The 26,101-nt window shown below is 52.0% G+C and carries 21 protein-coding genes; 10 read left to right on the forward strand and 11 right to left on the reverse strand.

Annotated elements, in window-relative coordinates; translation table 11 throughout:
• The first annotated feature begins 77 nt into the window (after nt 1–77).
• Both HMPREF3119_RS06255 and HMPREF3119_RS06260 read left to right on the forward strand, forming a co-directional pair.
• Complete coding sequence (locus HMPREF3119_RS06255; protein ID WP_070578995.1) at nt 78–1,358, forward strand: APC family permease; 1,281 nt, start codon at nt 78–80, stop codon at nt 1,356–1,358.
• Complete coding sequence (locus HMPREF3119_RS06260; protein ID WP_004236716.1) at nt 1,351–2,004, forward strand: MarC family protein; 654 nt, start codon at nt 1,351–1,353, stop codon at nt 2,002–2,004. The genes HMPREF3119_RS06255 and HMPREF3119_RS06260 overlap by 8 nt, the downstream gene beginning before the upstream one ends.
• Before the next feature lie 55 nt (nt 2,005–2,059).
• Here HMPREF3119_RS06260 and gyrB read toward each other — a convergent pair whose 3' ends face one another.
• Genes gyrB through dnaA form a run of 4 tightly spaced genes read right to left on the reverse strand, consistent with a single transcriptional unit; the run spans nt 2,060 to nt 8,091 of the window.
• Entirely contained in the window at nt 2,060–4,474 is a 2,415-nt protein-coding gene (gene gyrB / locus HMPREF3119_RS06265) for a DNA topoisomerase (ATP-hydrolyzing) subunit B (RefSeq protein WP_004236715.1), read from the reverse strand.
• 27 nt (nt 4,475–4,501) lie between these two features.
• Nucleotides 4,502–5,584, reverse strand: a complete 1,083-nt coding sequence (gene recF, locus HMPREF3119_RS06270; RefSeq protein WP_004236714.1) for a DNA replication/repair protein RecF — start codon at nt 5,582–5,584, stop codon at nt 4,502–4,504.
• A gap of 4 nt (nt 5,585–5,588) precedes the next feature.
• Complete coding sequence (gene dnaN, locus HMPREF3119_RS06275; protein WP_004236713.1) at nt 5,589–6,689, reverse strand: DNA polymerase III subunit beta; 1,101 nt, start codon at nt 6,687–6,689, stop codon at nt 5,589–5,591.
• Nucleotides 6,690–6,693: 4 nt separating this feature from the next.
• Complete coding sequence (gene dnaA / locus HMPREF3119_RS06280) at nt 6,694–8,091, reverse strand: chromosomal replication initiator protein DnaA (RefSeq protein ID WP_015422366.1); 1,398 nt, start codon at nt 8,089–8,091, stop codon at nt 6,694–6,696.
• Between the two features lie 752 nt (nt 8,092–8,843).
• On the opposite strand from dnaA, the gene rpmH reads away from it, so the two are divergent.
• The 5 genes from rpmH (at nt 8,844) to mnmE (ending at nt 12,691) form a co-directional block, all read left to right on the forward strand.
• Nucleotides 8,844–8,984 (forward strand): 50S ribosomal protein L34, encoded by a 141-nt coding sequence (gene rpmH / locus HMPREF3119_RS18730; RefSeq protein ID WP_000831330.1) that lies wholly within the window; start codon nt 8,844–8,846, stop codon nt 8,982–8,984.
• Between the two features lie 15 nt (nt 8,985–8,999).
• Nucleotides 9,000–9,359: a ribonuclease P protein component gene (rnpA, locus tag HMPREF3119_RS18735; RefSeq protein WP_071592722.1), complete on the forward strand. Its 360-nt coding sequence runs from the start codon at nt 9,000–9,002 to the stop codon at nt 9,357–9,359.
• The gene (yidD, locus tag HMPREF3119_RS18740) at nt 9,323–9,580 is read left to right on the forward strand and encodes a membrane protein insertion efficiency factor YidD (RefSeq protein WP_015422368.1); all 258 of its coding nucleotides are present in this window, start codon (nt 9,323–9,325) and stop codon (nt 9,578–9,580) included. The genes rnpA and yidD overlap by 37 nt, the downstream gene beginning before the upstream one ends.
• 2 nt (nt 9,581–9,582) lie before the next feature.
• Nucleotides 9,583–11,205, forward strand: a complete 1,623-nt coding sequence (gene yidC / locus HMPREF3119_RS06290) for a membrane protein insertase YidC (RefSeq protein ID WP_015422369.1) — start codon at nt 9,583–9,585, stop codon at nt 11,203–11,205.
• A 121-nt stretch (nt 11,206–11,326) separates the two neighbouring features.
• A complete protein-coding gene (gene mnmE / locus HMPREF3119_RS06295) occupies nt 11,327–12,691 on the forward strand; it encodes a tRNA uridine-5-carboxymethylaminomethyl(34) synthesis GTPase MnmE (RefSeq protein WP_024473709.1) in 1,365 nt (454 codons plus the stop codon).
• Between the two features lie 11 nt (nt 12,692–12,702).
• Here mnmE and HMPREF3119_RS06300 read toward each other — a convergent pair whose 3' ends face one another.
• From HMPREF3119_RS06300 to HMPREF3119_RS06325, 6 genes are all read right to left on the reverse strand, one after another.
• Nucleotides 12,703–13,650: a DMT family transporter gene (locus HMPREF3119_RS06300; RefSeq protein ID WP_032098052.1), complete on the reverse strand. Its 948-nt coding sequence runs from the start codon at nt 13,648–13,650 to the stop codon at nt 12,703–12,705.
• The gene (locus tag HMPREF3119_RS06305; RefSeq protein ID WP_004236707.1) at nt 13,647–14,240 is read right to left on the reverse strand and encodes a TetR/AcrR family transcriptional regulator; all 594 of its coding nucleotides are present in this window, start codon (nt 14,238–14,240) and stop codon (nt 13,647–13,649) included. Before HMPREF3119_RS06305 ends, HMPREF3119_RS06300 begins: the two co-directional genes overlap by 4 nt.
• Before the next feature lie 96 nt (nt 14,241–14,336).
• Nucleotides 14,337–15,134, reverse strand: a complete 798-nt coding sequence (locus tag HMPREF3119_RS06310; RefSeq protein ID WP_064483652.1) for an energy transducer TonB — start codon at nt 15,132–15,134, stop codon at nt 14,337–14,339.
• A gap of 3 nt (nt 15,135–15,137) precedes the next feature.
• Entirely contained in the window at nt 15,138–18,080 is a 2,943-nt protein-coding gene (locus tag HMPREF3119_RS06315; RefSeq protein ID WP_070578998.1) for a TonB-dependent receptor domain-containing protein, read from the reverse strand.
• Nucleotides 18,081–18,120: 40 nt separating this feature from the next.
• Nucleotides 18,121–19,473: a surface lipoprotein assembly modifier gene (locus tag HMPREF3119_RS06320; RefSeq protein ID WP_004236703.1), complete on the reverse strand. Its 1,353-nt coding sequence runs from the start codon at nt 19,471–19,473 to the stop codon at nt 18,121–18,123.
• A 63-nt stretch (nt 19,474–19,536) separates the two neighbouring features.
• Entirely contained in the window at nt 19,537–20,316 is a 780-nt protein-coding gene (locus tag HMPREF3119_RS06325) for a Slam-dependent surface lipoprotein (protein ID WP_004236701.1), read from the reverse strand.
• Nucleotides 20,317–20,756: 440 nt separating this feature from the next.
• Here HMPREF3119_RS06325 and umoA point away from each other — a divergent pair, with 440 nt between their 5' ends.
• Both umoA and HMPREF3119_RS06335 read left to right on the forward strand, forming a co-directional pair.
• A complete protein-coding gene (gene umoA, locus HMPREF3119_RS06330) occupies nt 20,757–21,191 on the forward strand; it encodes a UmoA family flagellar biogenesis regulator (protein WP_004236700.1) in 435 nt (144 codons plus the stop codon).
• 99 nt (nt 21,192–21,290) lie between these two features.
• A complete protein-coding gene (locus HMPREF3119_RS06335) occupies nt 21,291–22,055 on the forward strand; it encodes a GNAT family N-acetyltransferase (RefSeq protein ID WP_062773473.1) in 765 nt (254 codons plus the stop codon).
• On the opposite strand, the gene fdhD is transcribed toward HMPREF3119_RS06335, so the two are convergent.
• A complete protein-coding gene (gene fdhD, locus HMPREF3119_RS06340) occupies nt 22,056–22,886 on the reverse strand; it encodes a formate dehydrogenase accessory sulfurtransferase FdhD (protein ID WP_036417465.1) in 831 nt (276 codons plus the stop codon).
• 166 nt (nt 22,887–23,052) lie between these two features.
• Between fdhD and fdnG the strand changes: the two genes are divergently transcribed.
• Nucleotides 23,053–26,100 carry a formate dehydrogenase-N subunit alpha gene (fdnG, locus tag HMPREF3119_RS06350; protein ID WP_079549259.1) on the forward strand — a complete coding sequence of 1,016 codons (3,048 nt, stop codon included), beginning with the start codon at nt 23,053–23,055 and terminating at the stop codon, nt 26,098–26,100.
• The last annotated feature ends 1 nt before the right edge of the window (nt 26,101 follow it).

The following is a 26,101-nucleotide window of genomic DNA, read 5'->3' on the forward strand; positions in this document are numbered from 1 at the left end:
TAACGCCCGGGCTTCCGGGCGTTATCAGATATAAATAAACACCAGCGGCAGCACATGTTTTATTTCAGGAGCGGGTTATGAAGCCAGTGTCATCAGAAAAGCCGTTAACGTTGTTACAGGTTATTGCGCTGGGGATCGGCGCAATGGTAGGTGCCGGGATTTTTGCCCTGCTGGGGCAGACGGCACTGATTATGCAATCTGCAACATGGATTGCCTTTGCCTGCGGCGGTCTGGTTGCGTTATTTGCCGGTTATGCCTATGCCCGGTTATCCGCCTGTTATCCCTCGCCGGGCGGTATTATTGATTTCTTCCGGCTGTCATTGCCCGCCGTGCTGACGATCGCCTTATCCTTTTTGTATCTTGTCACGCTGATCCTGACGGTTGCGATGGTGGCAAGGGCGTTCGGGGCTTACGCCGTTCAGCTTTTTCATCGGGGAAATGAATCGGCCTTATTACCGGAAGTGTATACCGCGTTTATTATCATCGCGGTTGGTCTGATGAATATCACCGGCAGCCACGCTGTCGGTAAAGTGGAAGTCCTTCTGGTGGGCACCAAACTGGTGATTATTATCGCCCTGGTGGCGACGGGCGTATTTACCGTGGATACAACACTGCTGAATATCAGCACGTTTTCCGGAGATACCCTTTTTTCCGCCGTCGGGCTGACGTTTTTCGCCTATGCCGGGTTCGGCATGATGGCAAATGCCTCAGACAAAGTGGCAGACCCCGGCCGGGTGATGCCGAGGGCATTTATGATCGCCATTTTATTCACGATTGTACTGTATATCAGCCTGGCGCTGGTATTGCTCGGTAATCTCTCGCCGTCTCAACTGGTCCGTTATGCCGATACCGCTGTGGCTCAGGTGGCTTATCCCGTATGGGGAAAAACCGGTTTTGTGATTGTGGCCGCCGCCGCGCTGCTGGCGACAACATCCGCCATTAATGCCACCCTGTTTTCCGCCTTCAATATCACCGACAGAATGTGCAGCACCGGTATTCTGCCGGATTCCTGGGGCAAAACGGTATTCCGGCAGGGAACAACCGTGAATATTCTGCTCATTCTGCTGACACTGCTGCTGGCGCTGTTCCTGAATCTCAGTGATCTGGCCAATGTCGCCAGTTTTACGTTTCTTCTGTGCTATCTGATGGTGCTGGTGGTGGCGTGGCGTCAGAGCGCAGTTATCCGGGCATCAAAACTCATTACCGGGACCGGGATTGTCCTTGTCACCGCTGTATTGGCTGGTTTTGTGGTGACGTTGCTGAGCGGAGGATTTATTTCTGTCAGTGTGATTGCCGGGGCCCTTATTCTCTGTCTGTTTGCCGGTTATCTGCGGAAACGGAGCCGGAAAGATGAATGAATGGCTCGATAATATTCTTCTTAATTATGTGACTTTTGTGTCGCTGTTCAGTCCCCCGGCAACTATCACCGCCGCCACGATTATCCTTGGCCGGATTGACCGGAACATATTGTGGCAAATTGCCTGGAAAATTGCGGCGGGATACACGCTGGTCATGCTGGTGGTTATCTGGCTGGGGAACTGGCTGCTGACGGCTCTCGGGCTGAGTGCGGATGCCCTGACCGTCACCGGCGGTATTGCGTTACTGGCACAGGGATGGCCGATGCTTATCCGCGGGGTGAAAGAGGAGCACAGTGATATTCCGGTCAGTGTGACCCCGCCGAAAGATATCATGCGGCTGGCAATGGTACCGCTGCTTTTTCCGCTGTCGATGGGCGGCGGCACGATAGCGGTCGGGATTTCGCTGGCCGGACACAGTGATTCCCTGTCCGGGCTGATACAGCTTTCTGTTGTGATCCTGCTGATGCTGCCCACTATTGCGCTGACTTTTCTCGCAACCGGGCCGCTGCACGGGCGTTTATCCCCGGGGGTGATGGACACCCTGGCGCGGATCTCCGGCATTATTCTGGTTACACTGGCGATTCAGTTACTGGTTTCGGGAATGGTCGGTCTTATCACCACGAATCTGAAGCATCTTACGGGGTGATAAAAAATAAAGCCCGGAAAACCGGGCTTTATGGGGTCTCAGAGAGAGGAAAAAATTATACGTCGATGTTTGCCGCTTTCAGGGCATTCTCTTCGATAAAGGCACGGCGCGGTTCAACATCATCACCCATCAGTGTGGTGAATAACTGATCCGTTGCAATTGCATCTTTTACCGTGACCTGCAACATACGGCGGGTTTCCGGGTTCATGGTGGTTTCCCACAGCTGTTCCGGGTTCATTTCACCCAGCCCTTTATAGCGCTGTACAGCCAGACCACGGCGTGATTCTTTCATCAGCCAGTCCAGTGCCTGCTCAAAGTTGCTGACGTTCTGACGGCGTTCACCACGGACAACATAAGCACCTTCTTCAATCAGACCACGGATAAGCTCACCCAGTTTGGAGATACGGGCATATTCGCTGCCGTGAACAAAATCGAAATCCAGATTGTAGTCAGTATCCACACCGTGGGTACGGATAGTCAGTACCGGCTCAAACAGCTGGCGCTCTTTGTTTTCCGCAATACGGTAGCTGTAGGTGCTGCCGTGCTCTTCATGACGGGTCAGGCGCTCTGTCAGGCTCTGTGCCCAGGCTTCCACCTCGGTTTTGTTCAGCAGTGCGGATTCTTCCAGTTTCGGCTGGTAGACCAGGCTGTTTAACAGTGCCAGCGGATAGAGACGCTCTAAACGGCGGATAATTTTGTGTGCGCCGTTGTATTCGTGCAGCAGTTTTTCCAGATGTTCGCCCTGAATCGGAGCTGCATTTTCGTTTACATACAGTGCCGCGCCATCCAGTGCGATAGAGACCTGATACTGCTCCATCGCTTCGTCATCTTTAATATACTGTTCCTGCTTGCCTTTTTTCACTTTATACAGCGGCGGCTGTGCGATATACACATAACCGCGCTCAATGATTTCCGGCATCTGACGGTAGAAGAAAGTCAGTAACAGGGTACGGATGTGTGAACCATCGACGTCGGCATCGGTCATGATGATGATGCTGTGATAGCGCAGTTTGTCCGGGTTGTATTCGTCGCGGCCGATACCGCAGCCGAGTGCGGTGATCAGGGTGGCAACTTCCTGAGAAGCCAGCATTTTATCAAAACGCGCCTTCTCAACGTTCAGGATTTTACCTTTCAGCGGCAGGATAGCCTGGTTCTTACGGTTACGCCCCTGTTTTGCAGAGCCGCCCGCAGAGTCCCCTTCCACTAAGTACAGTTCGGAGAAGGCCGGGTCGCGTTCCTGACAATCCGCCAGTTTACCCGGCAGACCGGCTAAATCCAGCGCGCCTTTACGGCGGGTCATTTCACGGGCACGGCGTGCAGCTTCACGGGCGCGTGCGGCATCAATAATTTTGCCGACAATGATTTTGGTGTCGTTCGGGTTTTCATCCAGATATTCAGACAGCTTTTCGTTCATCAGGGTTTCAACCGCCGTTTTCACTTCGGAAGAGACCAGCTTGTCTTTAGTCTGAGAGGAGAATTTCGGATCCGGCACTTTGACGGAAATTACCGCCACCAGCCCTTCACGGGCATCATCCCCGGTGGTGCTGACTTTGGATTTTTTATTCAGCCCTTCTTTCTCAATATAGCTGTTGAGGGTACGGGTCATGGCGGCGCGGAAACCGGCGAGGTGAGCACCACCGTCGCGCTGCGGAATGTTGTTGGTGAAGCAGTATACGTTTTCCTGGAAGGAGTCATTCCACTGCATGGAGATTTCCACGCCGATATCGTCTTTCTCAGTGGAGAAATAGAAAACGTTGTTATGAATCGAAGTTTTGGCGCGGCTTAAATATTCCACGAACGCTTTGATACCGCCTTCGTAGTGGAAGTGATCTTCTTTGCCGTCGCGTTTATCGATCAGACGGATCGATACACCGGAGTTCAGGAAGGAGAGTTCGCGCAGGCGTTTTGCCAGAATGTCGTACTGGAATTCAGTCTCGCCTTTGAAGGTGTCCATGCTTGGCCAGAAACGCACGCGTGTCCCGGTTTTATCGGTTTCGCCGACAACAGTCAGGCGATCCTGCGGTTCACCGTGGCGGTAAATCTGCTCGTGAACTTTGCCGTCACGGCGGATAACCAGTTCCAGTTTTTCAGACAGGGCGTTAACAACAGAGACCCCGACGCCGTGCAGGCCGCCTGAGACTTTATAGGAGTTATCATCGAACTTCCCGCCGGCGTGCAGAACAGTCATGATAACTTCTGCGGCGGAGACGCCTTCTTCTTCATGGATCCCGGTCGGGATACCGCGACCGTCATCCTGTACGGAGACTGAATTATCATTGTGAATGGTCACAATGATGTCTTTACAGTAACCGGCGAGGGCTTCGTCGATAGCGTTGTCAACAACCTCGAAGACCATGTGGTGTAAACCGGTTCCGTCATCGGTATCACCAATGTACATTCCCGGGCGTTTACGCACCGCGTCCAGCCCTTTTAATACTTTGATACTTGAGGAGTCATAGGTATTCGACATCAACGTTTCCCGCTCATCTAATCCTGATTATTGAACCTGTATTTTACCTTTTTCCACGACAAAGAGGCGACTGTTTTCATCCGCCATATCACTGACCTGTTCAGGGGTGATGGCACTGACAAAAACCTGTGCCTGTGTGGCTTTCAGCCGGTGAGCCAGTAAAAGACGGCGCCCGGCATCCAGTTCGGAGGCAAAATCATCAAGCAGATACAGGCATTGCTGCCCGCTCTGACGGGTGAAATATTCACCCTGTGCTAACCGCAGCGCGCACATCAGCAGTTTTAACTGACCACGTGAAAGTAAATCTTCCACCGGCACCCCGTCCGCTCTGATCCGTAAATCCGCTTTATGCGGGCCGGAGGCGGTGTAGGTCAGTGCGCGGTCCCGTTCAAACTGGCGCTGCAGAAGCTCTGAATAATCGGTCTCTTTATCCCATCCGCGCTGGAAAGAGACACTCAGCGAAAATTCAGGTAAAAACTGCTGACAGGTCTGCTCAATATCCTGAGCAATCGCTGTCACATAATTCTCCCGCCACTGACTGACCTGCTCAGCAACCGGAATCAGCTGCTGATCCCAGTGGCGGATCTGACCGTAATTCGATACCTGGCGGAGGGCGGCATTGCGCTGTCTCACCAGACGTTTTAAATCACTCCACAGCGCAAAAAATTGCGGTTCATTGTGGAAACAGCCCCAGTCAATATAAGCCCGGCGGAATTTCGGCCCGCCGTTGAGCAGGGTAAAGCCTTCCGGGGTGATAAGCTGCATCGGCAGTAATTTTGCCAGCTCGGCAATTTTATGGCCGTCAGTGCCGTCAATGCGGACCTTGCTGTCACCCTGGCGGTTTTTACTCAGGCCGACGCTGGTGGCCCGGTCTGTCTGTTCCTGCCCGAGTTTGCCGTGCAGGATAAATTCGTCGTTATCATGGCGGATAACACGCCCCGCCTGTACTGAGCGGAATGCCCGGCCGTGGCCGAGTGTGTAAATGGCTTCCAGAACACTGGTTTTACCGCTGCCGTTCGGGCCGACCAGAAAGTTAAACCCGGTGGCCAGCGGTAAATCCGCATTTTCGATATTGCGAAAATCACGGATAAGTAAACGCGAGAGGATCATCGTGTTACAGGCGCATCGGCATCACAACGTAAGCGGCTGCATCACTGGCGTCATCTTCAATCTGCACGCTGGAGGTGGCATCGGTCAGTTTCACCGAGACATCTTCGCATTTCAGTGTGTTAAGAACATCAAGGACATAGCTGACGTTGAACCCGATTTCCATGTCCGTTCCGTCATAGGTGACATCCACGATCTCTTCGGCTTCTTCCTGCTCCGGGTTATTGGCGGTAATTCTGAGCTGATTGTTGCTCAGGTAAATCCGCACGCCGCGGAATTTCTCGTTCGATAAAATCGCCGCACGGGAAAAAGCCTGCTTCAGCATATCACAATTTGCCGTCAGCGTTTTGTCCGGGTTCTTCGGCAGGACACGGCGGTAGTCCGGGAAGCGGCCATCCACCAGTTTGGAGGTGAAAATAAACCCGCCGACATGGGCGCGGATGTTGTTGCTGCCGATTTCGAGTTTCAGCAGGGCATCGCCGCCGTCGAGCAGGCGCATCAGTTCGATAACCCCTTTACGCGGCACGATCACCGAATGGTCCGGCAGTTCCTGTCCGATATCCAGCGAGCAGACCGCCAGGCGGTGCCCGTCTGTGGCGACAGTACGCAGCACAGAGCCGCTGGTTTCAAACAGCATGCCGTTTAAGTAATAGCGGACATCCTGATGTGCCATGGAGAACTGGGTGGATTCAATCAGGCGTTTCAATGTTGCCTGCGGCAGAGAGAAAGTGACATCACTCTGCCAGTCATCCAGATTCGGGAAATCCGAGGCCGGTAAAGTGGACAGCGAGAAGCGGCTGCGCCCGGAGCGGACCAGAAGACGGTCACCGTCAAGCTCAACACTGATTTGCGCGCCGTCCGGCAGACCCCGCCAGATATCCAGGAACTTCCGGGCCGGTACCGTGGTTTCGCCGTTTTCATGCGGCTGGTCCAGCGGAACGGCGGCCATCATTTCCATCTCAAGGTCTGTCCCTGTGAGATGCAGTACGCCATCAGAGACTTTCAGCAGTAAGTTACCCAGAATCGGTAGGGTCGGGCGACCGCCCAACGGACTGCTGACCTGTTGTAAGGGTTTTAACAATTGCTCACGTTCAATGATAAATTTCATAGCGCTATGATGATAATGTCCGGATTAAGTTAGAAAAATCTTCTTTGATGTCGTGGCTTTCCTCACGCAGCTGCTCGATCTTACGGCAGGCGTGCAGAACGGTCGTGTGGTCACGGCCGCCAAAAGCATCCCCGATTTCTGGCAAACTGTGGTTTGTCAGCTCTTTTGCCAGTGCCATCGCCATCTGGCGCGGCCGGGCGACAGAGCGCGAACGGCGTTTGGAGAGCAGATCAGCCACCTTAATTTTATAATACTCAGCAACAGTTTTCTGAATATTATCGATGGTGACCAGTTTCTCCTGCAGTGCTAACAGATCCCGCAGTGCTTCACGCACAAAATCGATGGTAATCGCCCGCCCGGTAAAGTTGGCGTTGGCAATCACCCGGTTCAGTGCACCTTCCAGTTCACGGACATTGGAGCGCAGACGTTTCGCAATAAAGAAAGCCACTTCATCCGGCAGGCGGATGTTGTTTTCATCGGCTTTTTTCATCAGGATGGCGACCCGCGTTTCCAGTTCCGGCGGTTCAATGGCAACGGTTAATCCCCAGCCGAACCGCGATTTCAGGCGATCTTCCACCCCGTTAATTTCTTTCGGGTAGCGGTCGGAGGTCAGGATTATCTGCTGATTACCTTCGAGTAAGGCATTGAAGGTATGAAAAAATTCTTCCTGAGAACGCTCTTTGTTAGCAAAGAACTGAATATCATCTATCAGTAAGGCATCGACAGAACGGTAGTAACGTTTGAACTCTTCAATCGCGTTGTTCTGTAAGGCTTTGACCATATCCTGCACAAAACGTTCTGAGTGCATATAGACCACTTTGGCGTTGGCTTTGCTTTCCATAATGCTGTTGCCGACGGCATGTAATAAGTGGGTCTTACCCAGACCGGTTCCGCCGTATAAGAACAGCGGGTTGTATGCGCCACCCGGGTTATCCGCCACCTGACGGGCGGCTGCGCGCGCCAGCTGGTTCGATTTACCTTCCACAAAGCTGTCAAAGGTGTGTTTCGGGTTAACGTTGGAACGGTAAGCCACATCCGGTTCCGCGCTGTTATCATGCCAGCTCGGGCGCAGTGCGGGGGCTTTTTCCCGCGAAGGCGGCTGTTTCATCGTCCGTGACGGGGGAATACTTCTTTCCGGTGTGCTGACAGCGCCGGCCGGCTTATTACCGACCTCAAAGCGCAGTTGCGGAATTTCGTTGCCGCAGAAATCGGACAGGAGCGCATTAATGTTATTAATGTACTTCTCCCGTACCCAGTCGAGCACAAACCGGTTTGGGGCATAGAGCGCCAGAGTGTCATCACTCAGCTCAGCCTGAAGGGGGCGTATCCACATACTGAATTCTGTGGCAGGTAATTCATCCTGCAAACGGGCAAGACATTGCTGCCAAAGCGAAAGAGACACGGTGAACTCCCCTAAACAAGACCAGTCAAAGAAACAGAATAAGATTTTTCACGCAGACACAGCACATACAGACGAATTGTCCTCTGCATGTTTCAACGGACACGTCAGTGTACAAAAGTGGGGCTGTGTTATGGACGATCATTCCCTGCACCGGCGATCACCGCACGGGTGAAAATGATCGTGACGACGGATCATATCGCAAAAGCGGGACAAGATCCTCATCCTTTTACACAGTTTTCCGGGTTTTTATCCACAGGGGCTGTCAGCCCGTCCGGAGCGGGATTCAGGCCGGAGTATAACGAATCCGGGCAGGAGAATACAGCGGGAAAATCCCGTTTGGGGATAAGTTTTGGTGAATTATCTTCAGGCTGAAAAAACGCATTCAGGATCAGGCGCGCGATCGAATATTCACGGATCGCGGATCGATCCTTGCGCTTTGCCGGGGAGTCCGTATAATCTTGCACCCTGTGCGCGTTATCTGTGTCTTGATGCGGTGATGTGTGCAGGCAGGTTATGGGTAAATGCAATTATGTGCAGAAATCTGTGTTATCGCGCCATCTTTGATTGACGGACAGGCCCGGATTTTATTACAATCTCGCATCTTTCCATATTGATGTTGCGATAAGGCACAGAGGTCAGCCACTTTCCGTGATGACCCTTTCAGCAGAAAGATGAGAATCCGCCGCTGAATTTACTGTTTGCCGATGCGTTTACTGAATCAGTAATAATTTAAAGTTTAGGTAGAAACCGCTATGAAACGCACTTTTCAACCGTCCGTACTGAAGCGTAACCGTTCCCATGGTTTCCGCGCTCGTATGGCCACTAAAAATGGTCGTCAGGTTCTGGCTCGCCGTCGTGCTAAAGGCCGCGCTCGTCTGACCGTTTCTAAGTAATAAAGCTAACCATACGTGGTTAAGCTCGCTTTTCCGAGGGAGTTACGTTTGTTAACTCCCGAGCATTTCAACTTTGTCTTCCGGCAACCACAACGGGCAAGTACTCCTGAAATAACACTTCTGGGACGCCGTAATGAGCTGGAACATCCCCGCATTGGTCTTACCGTCGCTAAAAAAAACGTTAAACGGGCTCATGAGCGCAATCGCATTAAACGGTTAGCGCGTGAATACTTTCGTCTGCACCAACATGAGTTGCCCGATATGGATTTCGTGCTTCTGGTAAGAAAAGGGGTATCGGAGTTGAGTAATCGCGAGATTACGGAAGCATTGGGTAAGTTATGGCGTCGTCACAGTCGCTTGGCGCACGCTTCCTGATCCTGTTAATCAGAGGTTACCAGCTGGTGATAAGTCCGCTGCTGGGACCACGTTGCCGCTTCACACCAACATGCTCGCAATACGGAATTGAGGCATTGCGCAGGTTTGGTATGATAAAAGGCGGTTGGTTAACGGTGAAACGCGTATTAAAATGCCACCCTTTACACGAAGGTGGTGATGATCCTGTCCCACCTAAAAATGATGATAACAGAGAACATTAACGATGGATTCGCAACGTAATCTTCTATTCATCGCTTTGCTACTCGTATCCTTCTTTGCATGGCAGACGTGGGAAAGTGATAAGACACAAGCACTTAACGCGGCTACTCAGGCAACGCAGCAGACGACAACGCCAAGTGGTGAAAGCAGCGGGCAGAACAAATATATTACGGTCAAAACAGATGTGCTGTCACTGAACATCAATCTGCGCGGCGGTGATATTGATGAAGCTGACCTTTTGGCTTACCCGGCAACCTTAAAATCCGCAGATCCGTTCCGTTTACTGGAAACAACTCCTGAATTTGCCTACCAGGCAATCAGTGGTTTAACCGGTGTGAATGGTCCGGATAACCCGAATAATTACAAAGATCGCCCGCTGTATACCACTGAAAGCGATACATTTGTGCTGGCGGAAGGCCAGGATGAACTGCGTGTTCCTCTGACTTTCGTTCTGGATGGTGTCACGTATGTGAAAACCTATACCCTGAAGCGCAAAGATTATGCCATCAGTGTTGATTACACCATCAAAAACGACACCTCAGCTCCGCTGGAAATGGCGTTTTTCGGTCAGTTAAAACAATCTGTGAATTTACCGGAACGTCTTAACAACGGCAGCAGCAACTTTGCGCTGCATACCTACCGTGGTGCGGCGTACTCGTCTGAAGACACTAACTACAAAAAATACAGCTTCAGTGATATCGAAGATAAACCACTGAACATCAACAGCAATGTTGGCTGGGTAGCGATGTTACAGCAGTATTTTGCGACAGCGTGGGTTCCTGAGAAAGGCACCACCAATAACTTCTATACGCTGTACAGTGCCAAAACCGGCGATGCATTCATCGGCTATAAGAGTGATGCAATCCGTATCGGGGCAAACAGCGAAGCGAAATATAACGCAACACTGTGGGTCGGACCGGAACTGCAGAACGAAATGGAAGCCGTGGCACCGCATCTGGACTTAACCGTTGATTACGGCTGGTTATGGTTCATTTCTCAGCCGCTGTTCAAGTTACTGAAGTTTATCCACAGCTTCATCGGTAACTGGGGCTTCTCCATCATCGTTATCACCTTTATCGTCCGCGGTATCATGTATCCGCTGACCCGTGCGCAATACACCTCAATGGCGAAAATGCGTATGCTTCAGCCGAAGCTGAAAGCAATGCGTGAGCGCATCGGTGATGATAAACAGCGCATGAGTCAGGAAATGATGGCGCTGTACAAAGAAGAGAAAGTGAACCCGCTGGGTGGCTGCTTACCGCTGATCATCCAGATGCCTATCTTCCTGGCACTGTATTACATGCTGATGGGCTCAGTGGAACTGCGTCACGCGCCGTTTATCGGCTGGATCCATGACTTATCCGCACAGGATCCGTACTACATCCTGCCGATTCTGATGGGTGCAACGATGTTTGTGATCCAGAAACTGTCTCCGACAGCGGTCACCGACCCGTTACAGCAGAAGATTTTCACCTTTATGCCGGTGATCTTCACAGTCTTCTTCCTGTGGTTCCCGTCAGGTCTGGTGCTGTACTATATCGTCAGTAACCTGGTGACTATCCTCCAGCAGCAGATTATCTATCGCGGCCTGGAAAAACGCGGTCTTCACAGCCGCGACAAAAAATAAGCCCGTGACCGGCGGGGAATCTCTGCCGGTCTTATAGTATTATTTAAAGGCGGTCATATTGACCGCCTTTATTGTTTATCACACGGTGAGAAAGAGAGACATGGTCATGAATAACGCTGAAATTCAGAGCACCGATACCATTGTGGCACAGGCAACCCCGCCGGGACGCGGCGGAGTCGGTATTTTGCGTGTGTCCGGCCCGCAGGCGGCACAGGTGGCTCAGATTGTACTGGGGAAACTCCCGAAAGCGCGTTATGCCGATTATCTGCCTTTCCGTGATGAAACCGGCAAAGTGCTGGATCAGGGGATTGCAATTTTCTTCCCCGGCCCGAACTCCTTTACCGGTGAGGATGTGCTGGAACTCCAGGGGCACGGCGGACCGGTTATCCTCGATTTATTGTTAAAACGTATTCTGCTTATCGATAATATCCGCATCGCCAATCCCGGTGAGTTTTCAGAGCGTGCATTCCTTAATGACAAACTGGATCTGGCACAGGCGGAAGCCATTGCTGACCTGATTGATGCCAGTTCGGAACAGGCGGCCCGTTCGGCGATGAATTCATTACAGGGCGCTTTCTCCGGGGAAGTGCATCAGATGGTGGAAGCACTCACTAACCTGCGGATTTATGTCGAAGCAGCAATCGACTTCCCGGATGAGGAAATTGATTTTCTCTCGGATGGTGTGATTGAAGCCAAACTCGATACCGTTATTGCTGACCTGGAACGGGTTCGTTCTCAGGCGCGTCAGGGCAGCCTGCTGCGTGAAGGGATGAAAGTGGTGATTGCCGGGCGCCCGAATGCCGGAAAATCCAGCCTGCTGAATGCTCTTGCCGGACGCGAAGCTGCGATTGTCACTGATATTGCCGGAACCACCCGTGATGTGCTGCGTGAACATATTCATATCGACGGTATGCCGCTGCATATCATTGATACCGCCGGGCTGCGCGAAGCCGGGGATGAAGTGGAGCGGATTGGTATTGAACGCGCCTGGCAGGAAATTGCACAGGCAGACCGCGTCCTGTTTATGGTGGACGGTACCACGGTGGATGAACAGACCCCGGAGCAAATCTGGCCGGAATTTATGTCCCGCTTACCGGCCGGTATCCCGGTCACCATTATCCGCAATAAAACCGATATCACCGGGGAAACCACCGGTATCACAGAGCGGAACGGCGATACGCTGATTAAACTTTCTGCCCGCGAAGGCCACGGTATTGATTTGCTGCGCGATCACCTGAAAACCACCATGGGATTTGAAGGCAACACTGAAGGCGGATTCCTCGCCCGCCGCCGTCATTTACAGGCACTGAACACTGCGGCAGAGCATCTGATCTCCGGTCACGAGCAGTTAGTGGTTGCCCGCTCCGGCGAATTACTGGCAGAAGAATTGCGTCTCGCCCAGCAGGCACTGAGCGAAATCACCGGTGAATTTACCTCCGACGATCTGCTCGGGCGCATTTTCTCGAGTTTTTGTATCGGGAAGTAAGCTGACAAACCCTAACACTGATTCGGTTTAACGACAGCCACATTCACTGCCTGTGCCTTACGCCGGGCAGGTAGTGTAATACAGACCAGACAGGTGAAAATCAGTGCGACTCCGGCCCAGCCGGCGGTGGTGAGTTGTTCGCCGACAATAATGGCGGCGAGTGCGGCGGCGACAACCGGTTCCAGCAGTGTAATTGTGGTGGCGGTACTGGCGGGAATACGTGCCAGTGCATAACCGAAACAGACATAGCCCAGAAACATCGGTACACAAGCCATGTAAATGCCGACTGCGGCGTTCTGCCACGAATCCAGGAATGGTGCGCCGTAAAGTGCTAATACTGGCATCAGCAGTAATCCCCCGATCCCGAAAATACCGCCCATAGCTGCCCGTGACGGAATGTTGCGCTGCATCAGGCGGCGCGCGGCCCAGGAATAAAGCGCATAAGTAAAGGCGGCGAGTAATCCCAGTATGACACCTGTCAGTGTGGCGGATGCATCCGCTGCAGCAATCTGTTCCGTGCCGCCGGAAAGGGAAAGAAGCGCAATACCTGTCAGGCCGAGTACTGCACCGCTCAACCAGCGCAGTGTCATGCGGGCTCCGTCCATGATAATTTCAATAATTGCCGATAAAACCGGTGCCGTTCCGATCGATACTACGGTGCCGATAGTCACCCCGGCCAGTCGCATTGAGCCGTAAAAGGCGAGCGGATATACGGCAACAGCAACGGCACCCAATAACAGCAAATGCCATTGCTGCCGGAAAGTGCCGAGGCTGCGGCGGATCGGTGTGATAGCAATCGCGGCCTGGAGCAACCCGCCGAAACCCATGGCGGCAGCACCGATAGCAACAGGACTGACATCCGGTGCGAAGGTGGCAGAAACCCCGGTGGTTCCCCATAAGAAGGAGGCCAGGATAATGACGGCAATTCCGGCAAAGTGGCCTTTGGGTGTCTGGATCACAGCGCCTCCAGCATGGTTTTTGCCATGGCGGCAGCCTGTAATACCCGTGCCCCGTGCTCTTCCAGCCCGGCGAGTACAATCGCACCTTCCAGTAAGAACGCCAGGTGTGCGGTCAGTTGCTCTGCTTTCGCGGTGTCTTCCGGCAGCAACTGATAAAGGTTCTTGCGGATAATATCAGCTACTTCAGATTTGTGAGCACACACTTCGCGACGTTCCTCACTGCCGGCCGGAAACTCAGCGGCTGCGTTCAGCAGGCCGCATCCCCGGAATCCCCGTTCATAGGCAAACTCAGCATGGTCGTGATAAGCATCAAATACCGCCAGGATCCGCTGTACCGGGGTTGTTGCCTGTTGCAGACGGACATCATATAACGCCAGCCATTCTTCATGCCGCAGCCGGATGTAAGTGGTTACCAACTCAGCTTTGGAGCTGAAATTGTTATACAGACTTTTTTTAGCGACACCGGCCTTTTTGGTGATCGTATCAATACCGGTTGCCGCAATGCCCTCGTTGTAAAATAAGATGCCTGCGGCTTCCAGTAAACGGTCTCTGGCACTGAGCCGGGTCTGTGTTGCGTCGGTGTCCTTCATCCGGAAAATCTCTTGTAACTAATAAGTAGGTAGACCAGTATACCTATTAACTCTGTGTGCACAAGAAATAATCACTGTCGTGAATATACTCAGCCGTTAAAAACCCTTGTTCAGCTGAAAACGTAATGAGAATGTCACCCTCCGTTTTGCACCCGGCGGCGGCGTACCGACAGCAGCAACCCTGATGACAGCATCCATTGCGGCGTTATCCAGTAATTCATAACCGGAAGAGCGGGTAACGACCGGTGCAAAAGGTTTGCCGTTATCGTCGAGAGAAAAGGAAATGGTGCTGATCCCCCGCTGCCCGGCGCTGCGGGCCCGGCGGGGGTAATGTTTTTGCTCCTCAATTTTTTGCCGCAGCAGGTTAAAGTAATCCTCCTGTGCTTTCCGGTTATCGGCTCCTGCGGTGGCAGAATTTGTCGGGGATACTGCCTGTCCGCCGGACTGCTGCTGTGTGGTTTTATCCTCTCCGGTATCCGCGGTGGTTTTTGTGGTGATCGGTTCTGATTTCTCCGTTTTTTTGTTCACAGCGTTTACTGCCGGTTTTGCTGATGGCGGTTTGGTTGTTTTCTCCGGTGTTTTCCGGCGGGCTGTTGCCAGTTCTGCCTGAGACGGTGATTCCTGTGGTGGTGGTAATTGTTCCTCCTCCGGCTCTGTCTCCTGATATGCCGGTGCTGCACTCATCTGAATGGCAACGGAAACCGCCGGGGTTTGTCCCCGGTTATCAATCTGATGTTGTTGCGGGGCGGTCACCGGGGGGCTGCCCGTGATGAGCAGCCCGGCGACGGAGAAACACACACCGATCGCAGCAGCAGAAACCATCTGCTGCCACGTTCCGGTTCTTTCCCGGGAAAACAGGAAAGGCGGATGCGGTAATGCTATTGCGCTGTACATAAATCAGAACCTCGCGGAAACATTGAATTTTACGGCCCGGCCCGGTGCAGGCATCATCGAACGGGTGAGCGGGTCGAGGTAATATTCATTGGTCAGGTTGGTGGCCGTCAGTTCGAGGGCAACATCCGGTGTGATTTTATATTTGGCGTAAGCATCCACAGTCAGTACCGAATTCCAGCGCATCGGGTAGTTATTAAAATTGCTGTATTGGTTAGGGACAATCGTCATCAGACGTTTCTCCTGGCTGTTTTCCACCGCACTGTGGTAGAGCCAGCGACTGCCGATTTCTAATGACTCCTGCAATAAACGCCCGCCGAGGTTAAAGGTCACAGAGTAGTGCGGCTGGATTTGGGTGCGCAGGAACCCGCCCGGATAACCGCCGTCAATGCATGACGGGATATCTTTCAGCCCGGTCGGATCCATAAAGGCATGGGATGTTTCATCACAGACTTTATTGGTGAGGTTATAGGTCACACCCAGATCACTGAAGATCCAGCCATGATCATAACGGGCCTGGATTTCAATCCCTTTCAGGATCTGCTTATCCATCTGTGTAAAACGGAAATAATTATCACGATCAAAGACATTGAGGATATCCGTATGGAAGTAGTTCAGCCGGATATCTGCATGGCGGTCAGCATGAAGCAGTGATTTCCCGTTAAAAACTACACCGTATTCCCGTGTTACCGCACGTTCCGGTTTATAACGGTAACCGATATGCGGGACAGAGGAACCGGAAAACCCGACAGTATCCTCAAACAGGCTCGGCATACGTACGGTTTCCGCATAGCGGCCATACAGACGCAGATCATCAGTCAGATGCACCGAGGCAGACAGCATCGGTGTCCAGGCGCTAGCCTGGCGGCGGGGTTTTTCTTTCCAGGTGTGGGTGACTGCCTGAAGTTCTCTGTCACCGTGCGAAATAGGGAGGCTGCCATACTCATAGAGATAGGTTTCCTGCCCGGTATAGGGATCAATACCCCGTAATGCGGTATCGATATCCGGCCGGTCTTTCTGTTTCAGGCGTCCGTCACTGGTATCCACCGGCCAGAATGCCTGCTCATGTACCATTGGCCGGTCTTTCCGGTTGTTGAGGTAATCACGACGCCATTTTGGGTATATAGACTGAAAAATTTTTCCCCATGTTGCTTGTTTTTCTTCCGGGGTCAGTTCGTGCCACATACCCTGCTGCCGTTTTTTATAAACCTGTGATTCTATTTCGGTCATATTCCGGAAATAATTCAGGTAATAACCGGTAACTTCATAGTTTTGTTTGCAGTAGGGGTCTTTGCGGGCGGCGCACTCATTGGAGAGATCATCCACACTCCAGTATACGGTTTGTCTGCCGCCGGCACTAAGTGACAGCCAGGAGACCGGCTGCCAGTCCAGGCTGACGGATTGCTGATATTCAAAGCGGCGGCCTTTACGGGCGGGAACAGCGAACATAAAGAGTTTATAGTTTTCCAGGCTGGTATTACTGTCCAGATGCTCAAACTGCATATTGGCGGCCAGAGTCACCGACAGTTCCGGGGTAAAAGCAAACTTATTGCTGAAATCCAGCCCGTAGCGCTGATTCTGTACATTCAGGGCAGCGGTGTTAATCAGTGTTCCATCGATTGCCGGGTTGATGGTGTTGATATCCCCCTGTTTATAGCCGTAGTCCATATTCTTCGGGTAACGCGGCCAGCCGCCGCCGGAGTTGGTATTGCTGGTGGTCAGGGTGGTCCACAGGAGGATATCTGCATCAATATAGGTAAAATGTGCCGGTTGGGATTTCAGGTGAAGATAACCGGCCTGTGCATGCAGGTCAGCCAGCGGCCACTGCGGAATAATATTATCCTCAGCGCGGATCCAGCCCAGCCGGGAAGGCATAATATCGCCGAAATCCGAGCGGGTATCGCGCCAGCTGAGTTGCAGCGCGTGGTCATCATTCAGATACCAGGTATTTTTTATCAGCCAGGATTCCGTTTTTGCCGATGTATTGGGAACTTCATTACCCTTGCGGTAAATACGGGACACAAACGGCATATACGGGTCGTAAGTCATATTCGACATTTGCAAAATACCGATATCACTGTCAGACATTTCATCATTATAGTTTTCGCTGTGGCGTTTACCGGCAAAATAGTTTCCCCGGTCGCGGTAAGCATAAGCCAGCAGCAGATCCATATTTTCCTGACGGGTACCCACTGCCAGACGCCAGGCGTAGTCGCTTTTATTCAGTGTGGGGGCATTATCACGATTTTCCGGGGTTAAATGGGTGCCGGGGTCGTCAATGATAAGCCAATCAAATTGCATATTATCCACAAGGCGGTAATCTTCCCCGAGCCCCAGATTGGGTATCCGGGCTTTGGTGGTGTTACTGCTGTTTTCCAGCATCAGTGCAGCACCAAACTGGTCACCGTTTTTCACCACGTCATTGATAGTGAGCGTTTTCATGGCAACACCGCCGCCTACCGACGTTTTCAGGAGCGGGTTAAGGGACGGGCCTTTTTCAATCTCAATTTCACTGATCAGCATCGGGTCAAGGTAGTTACGGTTATTGGCACCGTTATAACCCCGGTACACCGTCACGGCCTGTTCGGTGCCGTCGATGGTGACCGGTACACGGCCCGGCCCCTGTATTCCGCGGATATTGACATCCAGCGCGTTGCCGTTGCGGGCATCACCGCTGAATACCCCGTTGGCGCCTTTGAGAATATCGGCGGCAGAGGCGCCTTTATAGCGCTCTATTTCTTCTTTGGTGAGGATCAGGGTGGAGACATTTTTGTCATAGATTTTATCTTTGGCGCTGTCAGCAGTGGTCTGTTCATTACGGAGCGTAATATCGCCCAGGTGCTGATCTTTTTCCTCTGCCGCCAGTCCCGGCAGCGGGATAAATAACACGGGCAGAAGCAGTGTGATTGTTTTATATGGGTGACCAGATAATGGTGAATGCGAAGACATAACGATTCCCGGATGATAAAAAATAAATAATCAGAAAGGGTTAAAACAGCCGTTCAAAACGCAGCATGATTTCAGTCTGCCGGTAGCTATAAAGCCATGGGACAGAGCTGCGGTTGCGGGTGTGGATCAGTGAAAGCTGAGGTGAAATTTGCGCGAATGACGGCGGATAGAGCGCGAGTGTTGTACTGTACTGTCGGGTGAGATCCTCCCTGGCCTGGCGGTGTAACGGATGTGTATGGTGATAACGTTTACGGGTGTAAACGGCATGAACAGACTGGGACACAAAAGGGTGCCACAGATAGGTCAGGCCGGTATGCAGGGCAGCCGTCTGGTAATGTTTATAGGGATCATTTTTTTTGTGGACGGTGGTTTCTGCCTGTAAATACAGCGTGGCTGCCGGATGCGGACGCCAGGTTATCTGTGGTATCAACTGGTATTCAGTGCCGTTATGTGAATGCAGATAAGGCTGATAACGGTGCTGTCGAAGTGCAGCCAATCCGCCGAGAGACCACTCCGGGCTGAGTTGCTGATTCAGATACGTTTGTAAGCCGTAAGCTGAGGAAAAACGGCGCCCGGCGGAAAAATGCTGCTCCAGCAGCGGAGTCAGTTGCCATAAAGTATGGTGATCCTGATAGTGATAACCCGTTTTAGCAGTCAGTGTTAAGGTATTGGCTGCCTGATTCGCGGCATCATACCGGGTGGATACCCGGTAGTGCTGCGTCAGAAAATGGGAGCCGGACAGCGGCGTCAGCCTGCGCAGATCCCAGTCGCTGCGCCATTGTAAGACGGTGTGGGGGATCTGCGGAATAAGGCTGGCGTAACAGGAACCATCGGGGCTGTAGTGCAGGCAGTGTGTTTTCGGCAGTGGAGTCTGATAATAGTTATCCGTGTAATGGCTACCGGCGCTGAGCAGTAATGACCAACTGAGTGCCCGGGTGAGTTCGGTAATGGCGCGGGTAATCTCCGGATAGTGGGGAGAGGTCACCGGCAGGCGCTGGCTCAGTTCCCGGAACAAAAGCAAGGCGTTCCCGAGCTGACGATCAGCCCGGTAGCTGCGGGCCAGTTCCAGTTGTGCGGTAAAGAAATGGGGTTTCTGTTGCAGAATAGTGTTATATAACCGGATTGCAACCCCGGGGCGCTGGTTTAAATAGGCCAGTTTTGCCTGGCTGAAGATTATCAGTAACGGGTCAGCCTGATGTTCCTGCTGATAAACAGATAAGTAATGATAAATTGCTTTGAGGTTATTTTTCTTTAGTGAGAGATATAAATTTCGTGCAGTATTATCATTCTCTGAATGATTATTTTTTTGTATGGTTGCAGATACCGGTAATGAAAAAGCAAGTAATAATAAAAAAAGAATAAATCCGTAAATTAACTTTATCTGCGATGACATATTTATATCCGCTAAACACCAGGAACAGATAATCTGTTCCTGATGAAATGTATCAATAATGAATTAAGACTTGGTTCCGCCGAACGCGATATTCTTCGCTTTATCACTGCTGAACTCAGCATAACCGGCAACCTGCTGTGCATTGTCACCAAAGAAATGCCCGTTGGTCGTACCGCTGACGGCTGTGGTATCGGTACCGGTGGTGCTGACAGATGCGGTTCCATCAAAGGTTGAACCACTGATATCCCCGCTCAGGCTGTAGCTGAGCTCGGTTGAGCTTAGAGAGCCGCTAAAGGTATTGGCATCAAAATCCGTACTGAATGTACCGCTGATCTGTTCACCGCTGCTGTACCCGCTGAGTCCTTTAATGCTGTACTGTGCCGTCCCTTCGGATGGCATGGCGGCGGTAATATCTTTCCCGGCGTAATACACCATATGGGAATCATCGCTGAAATCAGTACCGGAAACCCATTCACCGTAATAAATATCGGCATCGGCTATTTTGGCAAAATTAAAAGAGCCCATACTGCGGTGTGACTGCGGAGTTGAGGTGATAACAGAAACACCGTTATCGTTTGGTGTTGCACGGTTGGGTCCCTGCAGTCCGGCAAAGCTGACTTTGGTTCCGTTGTGCATGCCGGAATAACCAATTCCCGGTTCTCCGCCCGGTGACGGATGCCCCTGACGCTCTGATGCAGCGGTTACGCCGACAGATATATAGTTACTTAAGCCTTCGGCAGATGATGATCCATAGCCCGCATCAGCCTGAGCCTGTACCGCGGAGAATGCGGCACACAGGGTAACCAGTGTCGCCAGCGGGGTTTTCATATTAAATGTATTCATAAACTAAACTCCTTGTAATTTAATGAATGACCGGATGAGTGAAATGCCTTTTTCCGGTATGATTGCCGGAAGCAAATAAACGATAAAGGAGAATGAATTTTCTGTAAATGAGAATTATTATCATTTGTTTGCAATGAGAATAATTTGATTAGAATGCTAATTAAATAACGAATTAAAAAATCACCATTTTTTATTTTTTGTGACAGATTTATTTCAAATATAAGAATGAAAATATGTGATGCACATTCAGAGTTTTTCTGTGCGGTAAACCGGGTTATTAATTCATAAATATCATTAAAAGTGATGATTATTTTTTATTTTATTGATGGAGAGATTTTAAACGTAATAATAATGTATTTAATTAATGGTTATTATCGCATTTGATTTGGTATTTATGTTTCATACTGTCCGGTGTTTTAAGCTGAACGGATAGTCTGACAATGAAACAAACGCTGATATTTTTGCTGTTAACGGTGCTGGCCTGCGGATCCGCATCGGCCACATGGCCGCAAACCGGGAGAAGTGATTTTTCTGAGCGTTATGAGGTGATTACCCTGACACCGGCTATGCCGGTGCCCGGTGCGGTTAATAATGACCCGGCAACAAAAGGTCTGCGGCTGATCGGCCTGCGGCGTGACGGTAACGGGCAGTACACCGAGGTTACGCGCCAGTTTTCCCCCGGAGCGACGAAACACATCCGTTATAAAGGACGGCAGTACCGCATAGTCGGGGATGTTTACCGTGCAGATAATCTGTCAGATACCGGACGCTGGGATAAAGGGCAGTCCGTGGTGACGGAAGAGTATTACGAGATTCTGGATAAAGACGGAAAACGGACAGGAAAGGGATTTTATTTTTCGTCGCGTGACCGCTGATGTAAGTACAAATAAGGTATCAGCAATAAAGGTTGTATTAAGTTTTCTGCCCGGAAAACCGGTAACATACCGGAATCACCCTGATTAGCGGAGAAGTACATGTCATCAGTCCGGATCCTCAGTGTTGCACAGTGTCATGAATCGCTGCTGGACAGCGCGGAAGCACTGATTGCGGAACAATGGCCATTGTTTATGTTATCCAGTCCGGTTTCTGACCAGTACTGGGATGCACTTTATCGTGAGGAAAACTTGCCTTTTCAGCAGGTTGCGGTTGTAACCATTGCCGGAGAGGAGCAGGTCGTCGGGCTTCTGAGTGCGATTCCGTTTTATTTTCCGGAAGATGCACCGCTGACTGATCTGCCGGATGAGGGCTGGGATGCGGTGCTGACGCAGGGGGCAACCGATACTCGGAAACCGACATTTGTATCCGCACTGTCAGTGACCGTTGACCCGGATTTTCGCGGACGCGGTATCCCTGCACAGCTTATCACCGCGCTGAAAGCGGCCGTTGCACAAGCCGGGCTGAAGGGCGTGGTGGTTCCGGTGCGCCCTACGTTTAAGGCACAGTATCCGTTACAGGATTTCGCGGAATATTGTCAGTGGCAGACCCCGCAGGGTGAGCCGTTTGACCCGTGGATCCGCACACATGTCCGGCTGGGCGGGCAGATTATCAAACCGGCTATGCGTTCGATGGATATTACATCCTCCGCTGATAACTGGTCTGAATGGACCGGCATGGCCTTTCCGCACGCCGGTCAGTACATTGTGCCGGGGGCTTTGGTACCGGTTCAGGCCGATCCTGAAACGGACCGGGTCATTTACCATGAGCCGAACCTGTGGATATATCATCCGCTGGCTGAATAGTCAGGGGATCAGCCGTTCAGGGTGGGTATAGATGGTGGCCCGTCCTTTTTTACAGAAACCGGCCAGTGTCAGGCGGCAGCGTTTGGCGGTTTCAATTGCCAGCGTGGTCGGGGCGGAAACCGCGAACAGAATTTCCGCGCCGCACTGCGCACTTTTCTGCACCATTTCATAGCTGGCGCGGCTGGATACCAGCACCGCGCCATCAGTCCACTGTGCTTTTGCCCGCATACCCAGCAGTTTATCCAGCGCCACATGACGGCCGACATCTTCACAACCGCCCAGTAATTCACCCTGCGGGGAAATCCAGCCTGCGGCGTGAGTGCAGCCGGTCAGCTTTCCGATTTCCTGTACCTGCGGCAGCTGGCTGAGTGCCTCATCGAGATGGTTGAGAGAAAAAGTCTGTGTGAAATCCAGCGGTGTGATCGGGCGGAAAATCTCGCTGATCTGCTCGGTGCCGCAGATGCCGCAGCCGGTGCGCCCGGCCATATTGCGGCGGCGCTCTTTCAGTCCGGCAAAACGGCGGGCGGATAATTCAACGTGGACTTCAAATCCGCCGTGGCAGGCATCCGTAATATCAATCCCGCGGATTTCATCAGCGGATTCAATAATGCCTTCGGAAAGGGAAAAACCGACCGCAAAATCGCCGAGGTTTTTCGGGCTGGCCATCATCACCACATGGGAGATACCGTTGTACACCAGGGCAACCGGTGTCTCTTCCGCGACCCAGTCATTTTCATTATGCCCGGGTTTACCTTTTTGTTGCACATTTGTGAGATGCGCACCGCGAATTAGGCAATTATGTAACGATTCTATGGAATAAATGTCATCCATCAGATGAATTCCTGCGCTTAATAATACATAATAATAGTATGGGTAAAAGTTTACACCATTCCACCAGGCAATGAACCTGATCGCACGCACCACTGTGCGGATAAAAAGAAAGTTCGCTGTGGCTTATTTTGCAGCGGCATAAGAGCAATGTAATAAGGAGATCTCCATGCAAGTCAGCAGAAGGCAGTTCTTTAAGATCTGCGCTGGCGGTATGGCGGGTACAACGGCGGCGGCTCTGGGCTTTGCCCCGGCGGTCGCTATTGCCGGTTCACGTCAGTATAAGCTTTTACGCGCACGTGAAACCCGTAATACCTGCACGTACTGTTCCGTCGGCTGCGGGCTGTTAATGTACAGTCTGGGTGACGGGGCAAAAAACGCCAAAGAATCTATTTTTCACATTGAAGGGGACCCGGATCATCCGGTAAACCGCGGCGCACTGTGCCCGAAAGGCGCAGGTCTGATCGATTTTATCCACAGCGAAAGTCGTCTTAAGTATCCTGAAGTCCGTGAGCCGGGCACCAACGAGTGGAAACGTATCTCGTGGAATGAGGCGTTTGATCGTATCGCCCGCCTGATTAAAGATGACCGCGATACTAACTTTATTGAAAAGAACAGCGATGGCGTTACCGTCAACCGCTGGTTAACCACCGGGATGTTATGCGCATCTGCTGCCAGTAACGAAACCGGATTTGTCACCCAGAAATTCTCCCGCGCCCTCGGCATGCTTGCCGTGGATAACCAGGCGCGTGTCTGACACGGACCTACGGTAGCAAGTCTTGCTCCGACATTTGGTCGCGGTGCCATGACCAACCACTGGGTTGATATTAAAAATGCCAACCTTGTTGTTGTGATGGGCGGAAACGCTGCGGAAGCTCACCCTGTCGGGTTCCGCTGGGCGATGGAAGCCAAAATTCATAACAATGCCAAACTGATCGTTATTGACCCGCGCTTTACCCGTACAGCGGCTGTGGCGGATTTCTACACGCCTATCCGTTCCGGTACTGATATTGCGTTTCTGTCAGGTGTCATTAAGTACCTGATGGAAAATGAAAAAATCAACCGTGAATATGTTGAGGCGTACACCAACGCCAGCCTGATCGTCCGTGAAGATTACGATTTTAAAAACGGGCTGTTCACCGGTTATGATCCTGAAACACGCCAGTACGATAAAACCACCTGGAATTACGAACTGGATGAAAACGGCTTTGCGAAACGCGATACCACACTGCAGCATCCGCGTTGTGTGTGGAACAAGCTGAAAGAGCACGTCAGCCGTTATACCCCGGATGTGGTGACCAATATCTGCGGGACGCCGAAAGAAGATTTCCTGAAAGTCTGTGAATATATCGGCGAAACCAGCGCGAAAGATAAAACCGCCTCATTCCTGTATGCACTGGGCTGGACACAGCACACTGTCGGTGCGCAGAACATCCGTACCATGGCCATGATCCAGCTGCTGCTGGGTAACATGGGGATGCTGGGCGGCGGCGTGAACGCGCTGCGCGGTCACTCCAATATCCAGGGCTTAACCGACCTGGGCCTGCTGTCTCAGAGCCTGCCGGGCTACCTGACGCTGCCGTCTGACAAACAGACGTCACTGGAAAGTTATCTGGCTGCCAACACACCGAAACCAACGGTACAGGGCCAGGTTAACTACTGGGGCAACTATCCGAAGTTCTTTGTCAGCCTGATGAAAACCTTCTACGGCGACAAAGCGCAGAAAGAGAATAACTGGGGCTTTGACTGGCTGCCGAAGTGGGATAAAGGCTACGACGTTCTGCGTTATTTCGACATGATGGATAAAGGGGAAGTGAATGGCTATATCTGCCAGGGCTTTAACCCGTTAGCCTCATTCCCGAACAAAAACAAAGTGGTTAAGGCGCTTTCAAAACTGAAGTTCCTGATCACCGTTGACCCGCTGAATACCGAAACATCGAACTTCTGGCAGAACCACGGCGAGATGAACGATGTGGATCCGGCACAGATTCAGACCACGGTGTTCCGTCTGCCGTCCTGCTGTTTCGCGGAAGAGAACGGCTCTATCGTTAACTCTGCCCGCTGGTTACAGTGGCACTGGAAAGGCGCGGATGCCCCGGGCGAAGCTATCAGCGACGGCGAAATCCTCTCCGGGATTTTCCACCGTGTCCGCAAGCTGTATGAAGCGGAAGGCGGTAAGGTGCCTGAGCAGGTACTGAACATGACCTGGAACTACTTCGACCGCGATAATCCGACACCGGAAGAAGTCGCTCAGGAGAGTAATGGTCTGGCGCTGGTCGATCTGAAAGATGCTGACGGCAATGTTATTGTGAAGAAAGGCGAGCAGCTCACCTCCTTCGCACAGCTGCGTGACGACGGTACCACGGCAAGCGGATGCTGGATTTTCGCCGGCAGCTGGACACCGCAGGGTAACCAGATGGCACGCCGTGATAACGCTGACCCGACCGGGCTGGGTAACACCCTCGGCTGGGCGTGGGCATGGCCGCTGAACCGCCGCGTCATTTATAACCGCGCATCTGCGGACCCGGCGGGTAAACCGTGGGATCCGAAACGTCAGATTCTGGAATGGAACGGCAGCAAGTGGATCGGTATGGATGTGCCGGACTACAGCAATGCCGCGCCGGATTCGGATGTCGGGCCGTTTATCATGCAGCCGGAAGGGATGGGCCGCCTGTTTGCTATCGATAAGATGGCGGAAGGGCCGTTCCCTGAGCACTACGAGCCGATTGAAACCCCGCTCGGCACTAACCCGCTGCATCCGGATGTGGTCTCCAACCCGGCAGCCCGTGTCTTCAAAGATGACTGGGCGCAGATGGGTAAAGCAGCGGAATTCCCGTATGTTGGTACAACTTACCGTCTGACGGAGCACTTCCACTACTGGACCAAGCATTCACGGTTAAATGCTATCACTCAGCCGCAGCAGTTTATCGAAATCGGTGAGCGTCTCGCGAATGAGAAAGGCATTTCCCATGGCGATACGGTAAGAGTCAGCTCCAAACGCGGTTATATCAAGGCGAAAGCAGTGGTCACCAAACGCATCCGTACCCTGGATGTGAATGGTCAAAAAGTGGATACCATCGGTATTCCGATTCACTGGGGCTTTGAGGGTGTGGCGGTGAAAGGCTTTATTACCAACACACTGACACCGTTTGTCGGGGATGCGAACACCCAGACGCCTGAATTTAAAGCCTTCCTGGTTAATGTGGAAAAGGTGTAAG

Origin of the sequence: Morganella sp. HMSC11D09 (genome assembly GCF_001807955.1) — a bacterium.
In the GTDB taxonomy this organism is placed as follows: Bacteria; Pseudomonadota; Gammaproteobacteria; order Enterobacterales; family Enterobacteriaceae; genus Morganella; species Morganella morganii.

What these genes read in the sequence shown, in the direction of transcription:
- HMPREF3119_RS06255 (WP_070578995.1), top strand. Translation starts at nt 78, where the DNA reads ATGAAGCCAGTGTCATCAGAAAAGCCGTTAACGTTGTTACAGGTTATT.
- HMPREF3119_RS06260 (WP_004236716.1), top strand. Translation starts at nt 1,351, where the DNA reads ATGAATGAATGGCTCGATAATATTCTTCTTAATTATGTGACTTTTGTG.
- gyrB (WP_004236715.1), bottom strand. Translation starts at nt 4,474, where the DNA reads ATGTCGAATACCTATGACTCCTCAAGTATCAAAGTATTAAAAGGGCTG.
- recF (WP_004236714.1), bottom strand. Translation starts at nt 5,584, where the DNA reads ATGATCCTCTCGCGTTTACTTATCCGTGATTTTCGCAATATCGAAAAT.
- dnaN (WP_004236713.1), bottom strand. Translation starts at nt 6,689, where the DNA reads ATGAAATTTATCATTGAACGTGAGCAATTGTTAAAACCCTTACAACAG.
- rpmH (WP_000831330.1), top strand. Translation starts at nt 8,844, where the DNA reads ATGAAACGCACTTTTCAACCGTCCGTACTGAAGCGTAACCGTTCCCAT.
- yidD (WP_015422368.1), top strand. Translation starts at nt 9,323, where the DNA reads ATGGCGTCGTCACAGTCGCTTGGCGCACGCTTCCTGATCCTGTTAATC.
- yidC (WP_015422369.1), top strand. Translation starts at nt 9,583, where the DNA reads ATGGATTCGCAACGTAATCTTCTATTCATCGCTTTGCTACTCGTATCC.
- HMPREF3119_RS06305 (WP_004236707.1), bottom strand. Translation starts at nt 14,240, where the DNA reads ATGAAGGACACCGACGCAACACAGACCCGGCTCAGTGCCAGAGACCGT.
- HMPREF3119_RS06310 (WP_064483652.1), bottom strand. Translation starts at nt 15,134, where the DNA reads ATGTACAGCGCAATAGCATTACCGCATCCGCCTTTCCTGTTTTCCCGG.
- HMPREF3119_RS06315 (WP_070578998.1), bottom strand. Translation starts at nt 18,080, where the DNA reads ATGTCTTCGCATTCACCATTATCTGGTCACCCATATAAAACAATCACA.
- HMPREF3119_RS06320 (WP_004236703.1), bottom strand. Translation starts at nt 19,473, where the DNA reads ATGTCATCGCAGATAAAGTTAATTTACGGATTTATTCTTTTTTTATTA.
- HMPREF3119_RS06325 (WP_004236701.1), bottom strand. Translation starts at nt 20,316, where the DNA reads ATGAATACATTTAATATGAAAACCCCGCTGGCGACACTGGTTACCCTG.
- umoA (WP_004236700.1), top strand. Translation starts at nt 20,757, where the DNA reads ATGAAACAAACGCTGATATTTTTGCTGTTAACGGTGCTGGCCTGCGGA.
- HMPREF3119_RS06335 (WP_062773473.1), top strand. Translation starts at nt 21,291, where the DNA reads ATGTCATCAGTCCGGATCCTCAGTGTTGCACAGTGTCATGAATCGCTG.
- fdhD (WP_036417465.1), bottom strand. Translation starts at nt 22,886, where the DNA reads ATGGATGACATTTATTCCATAGAATCGTTACATAATTGCCTAATTCGC.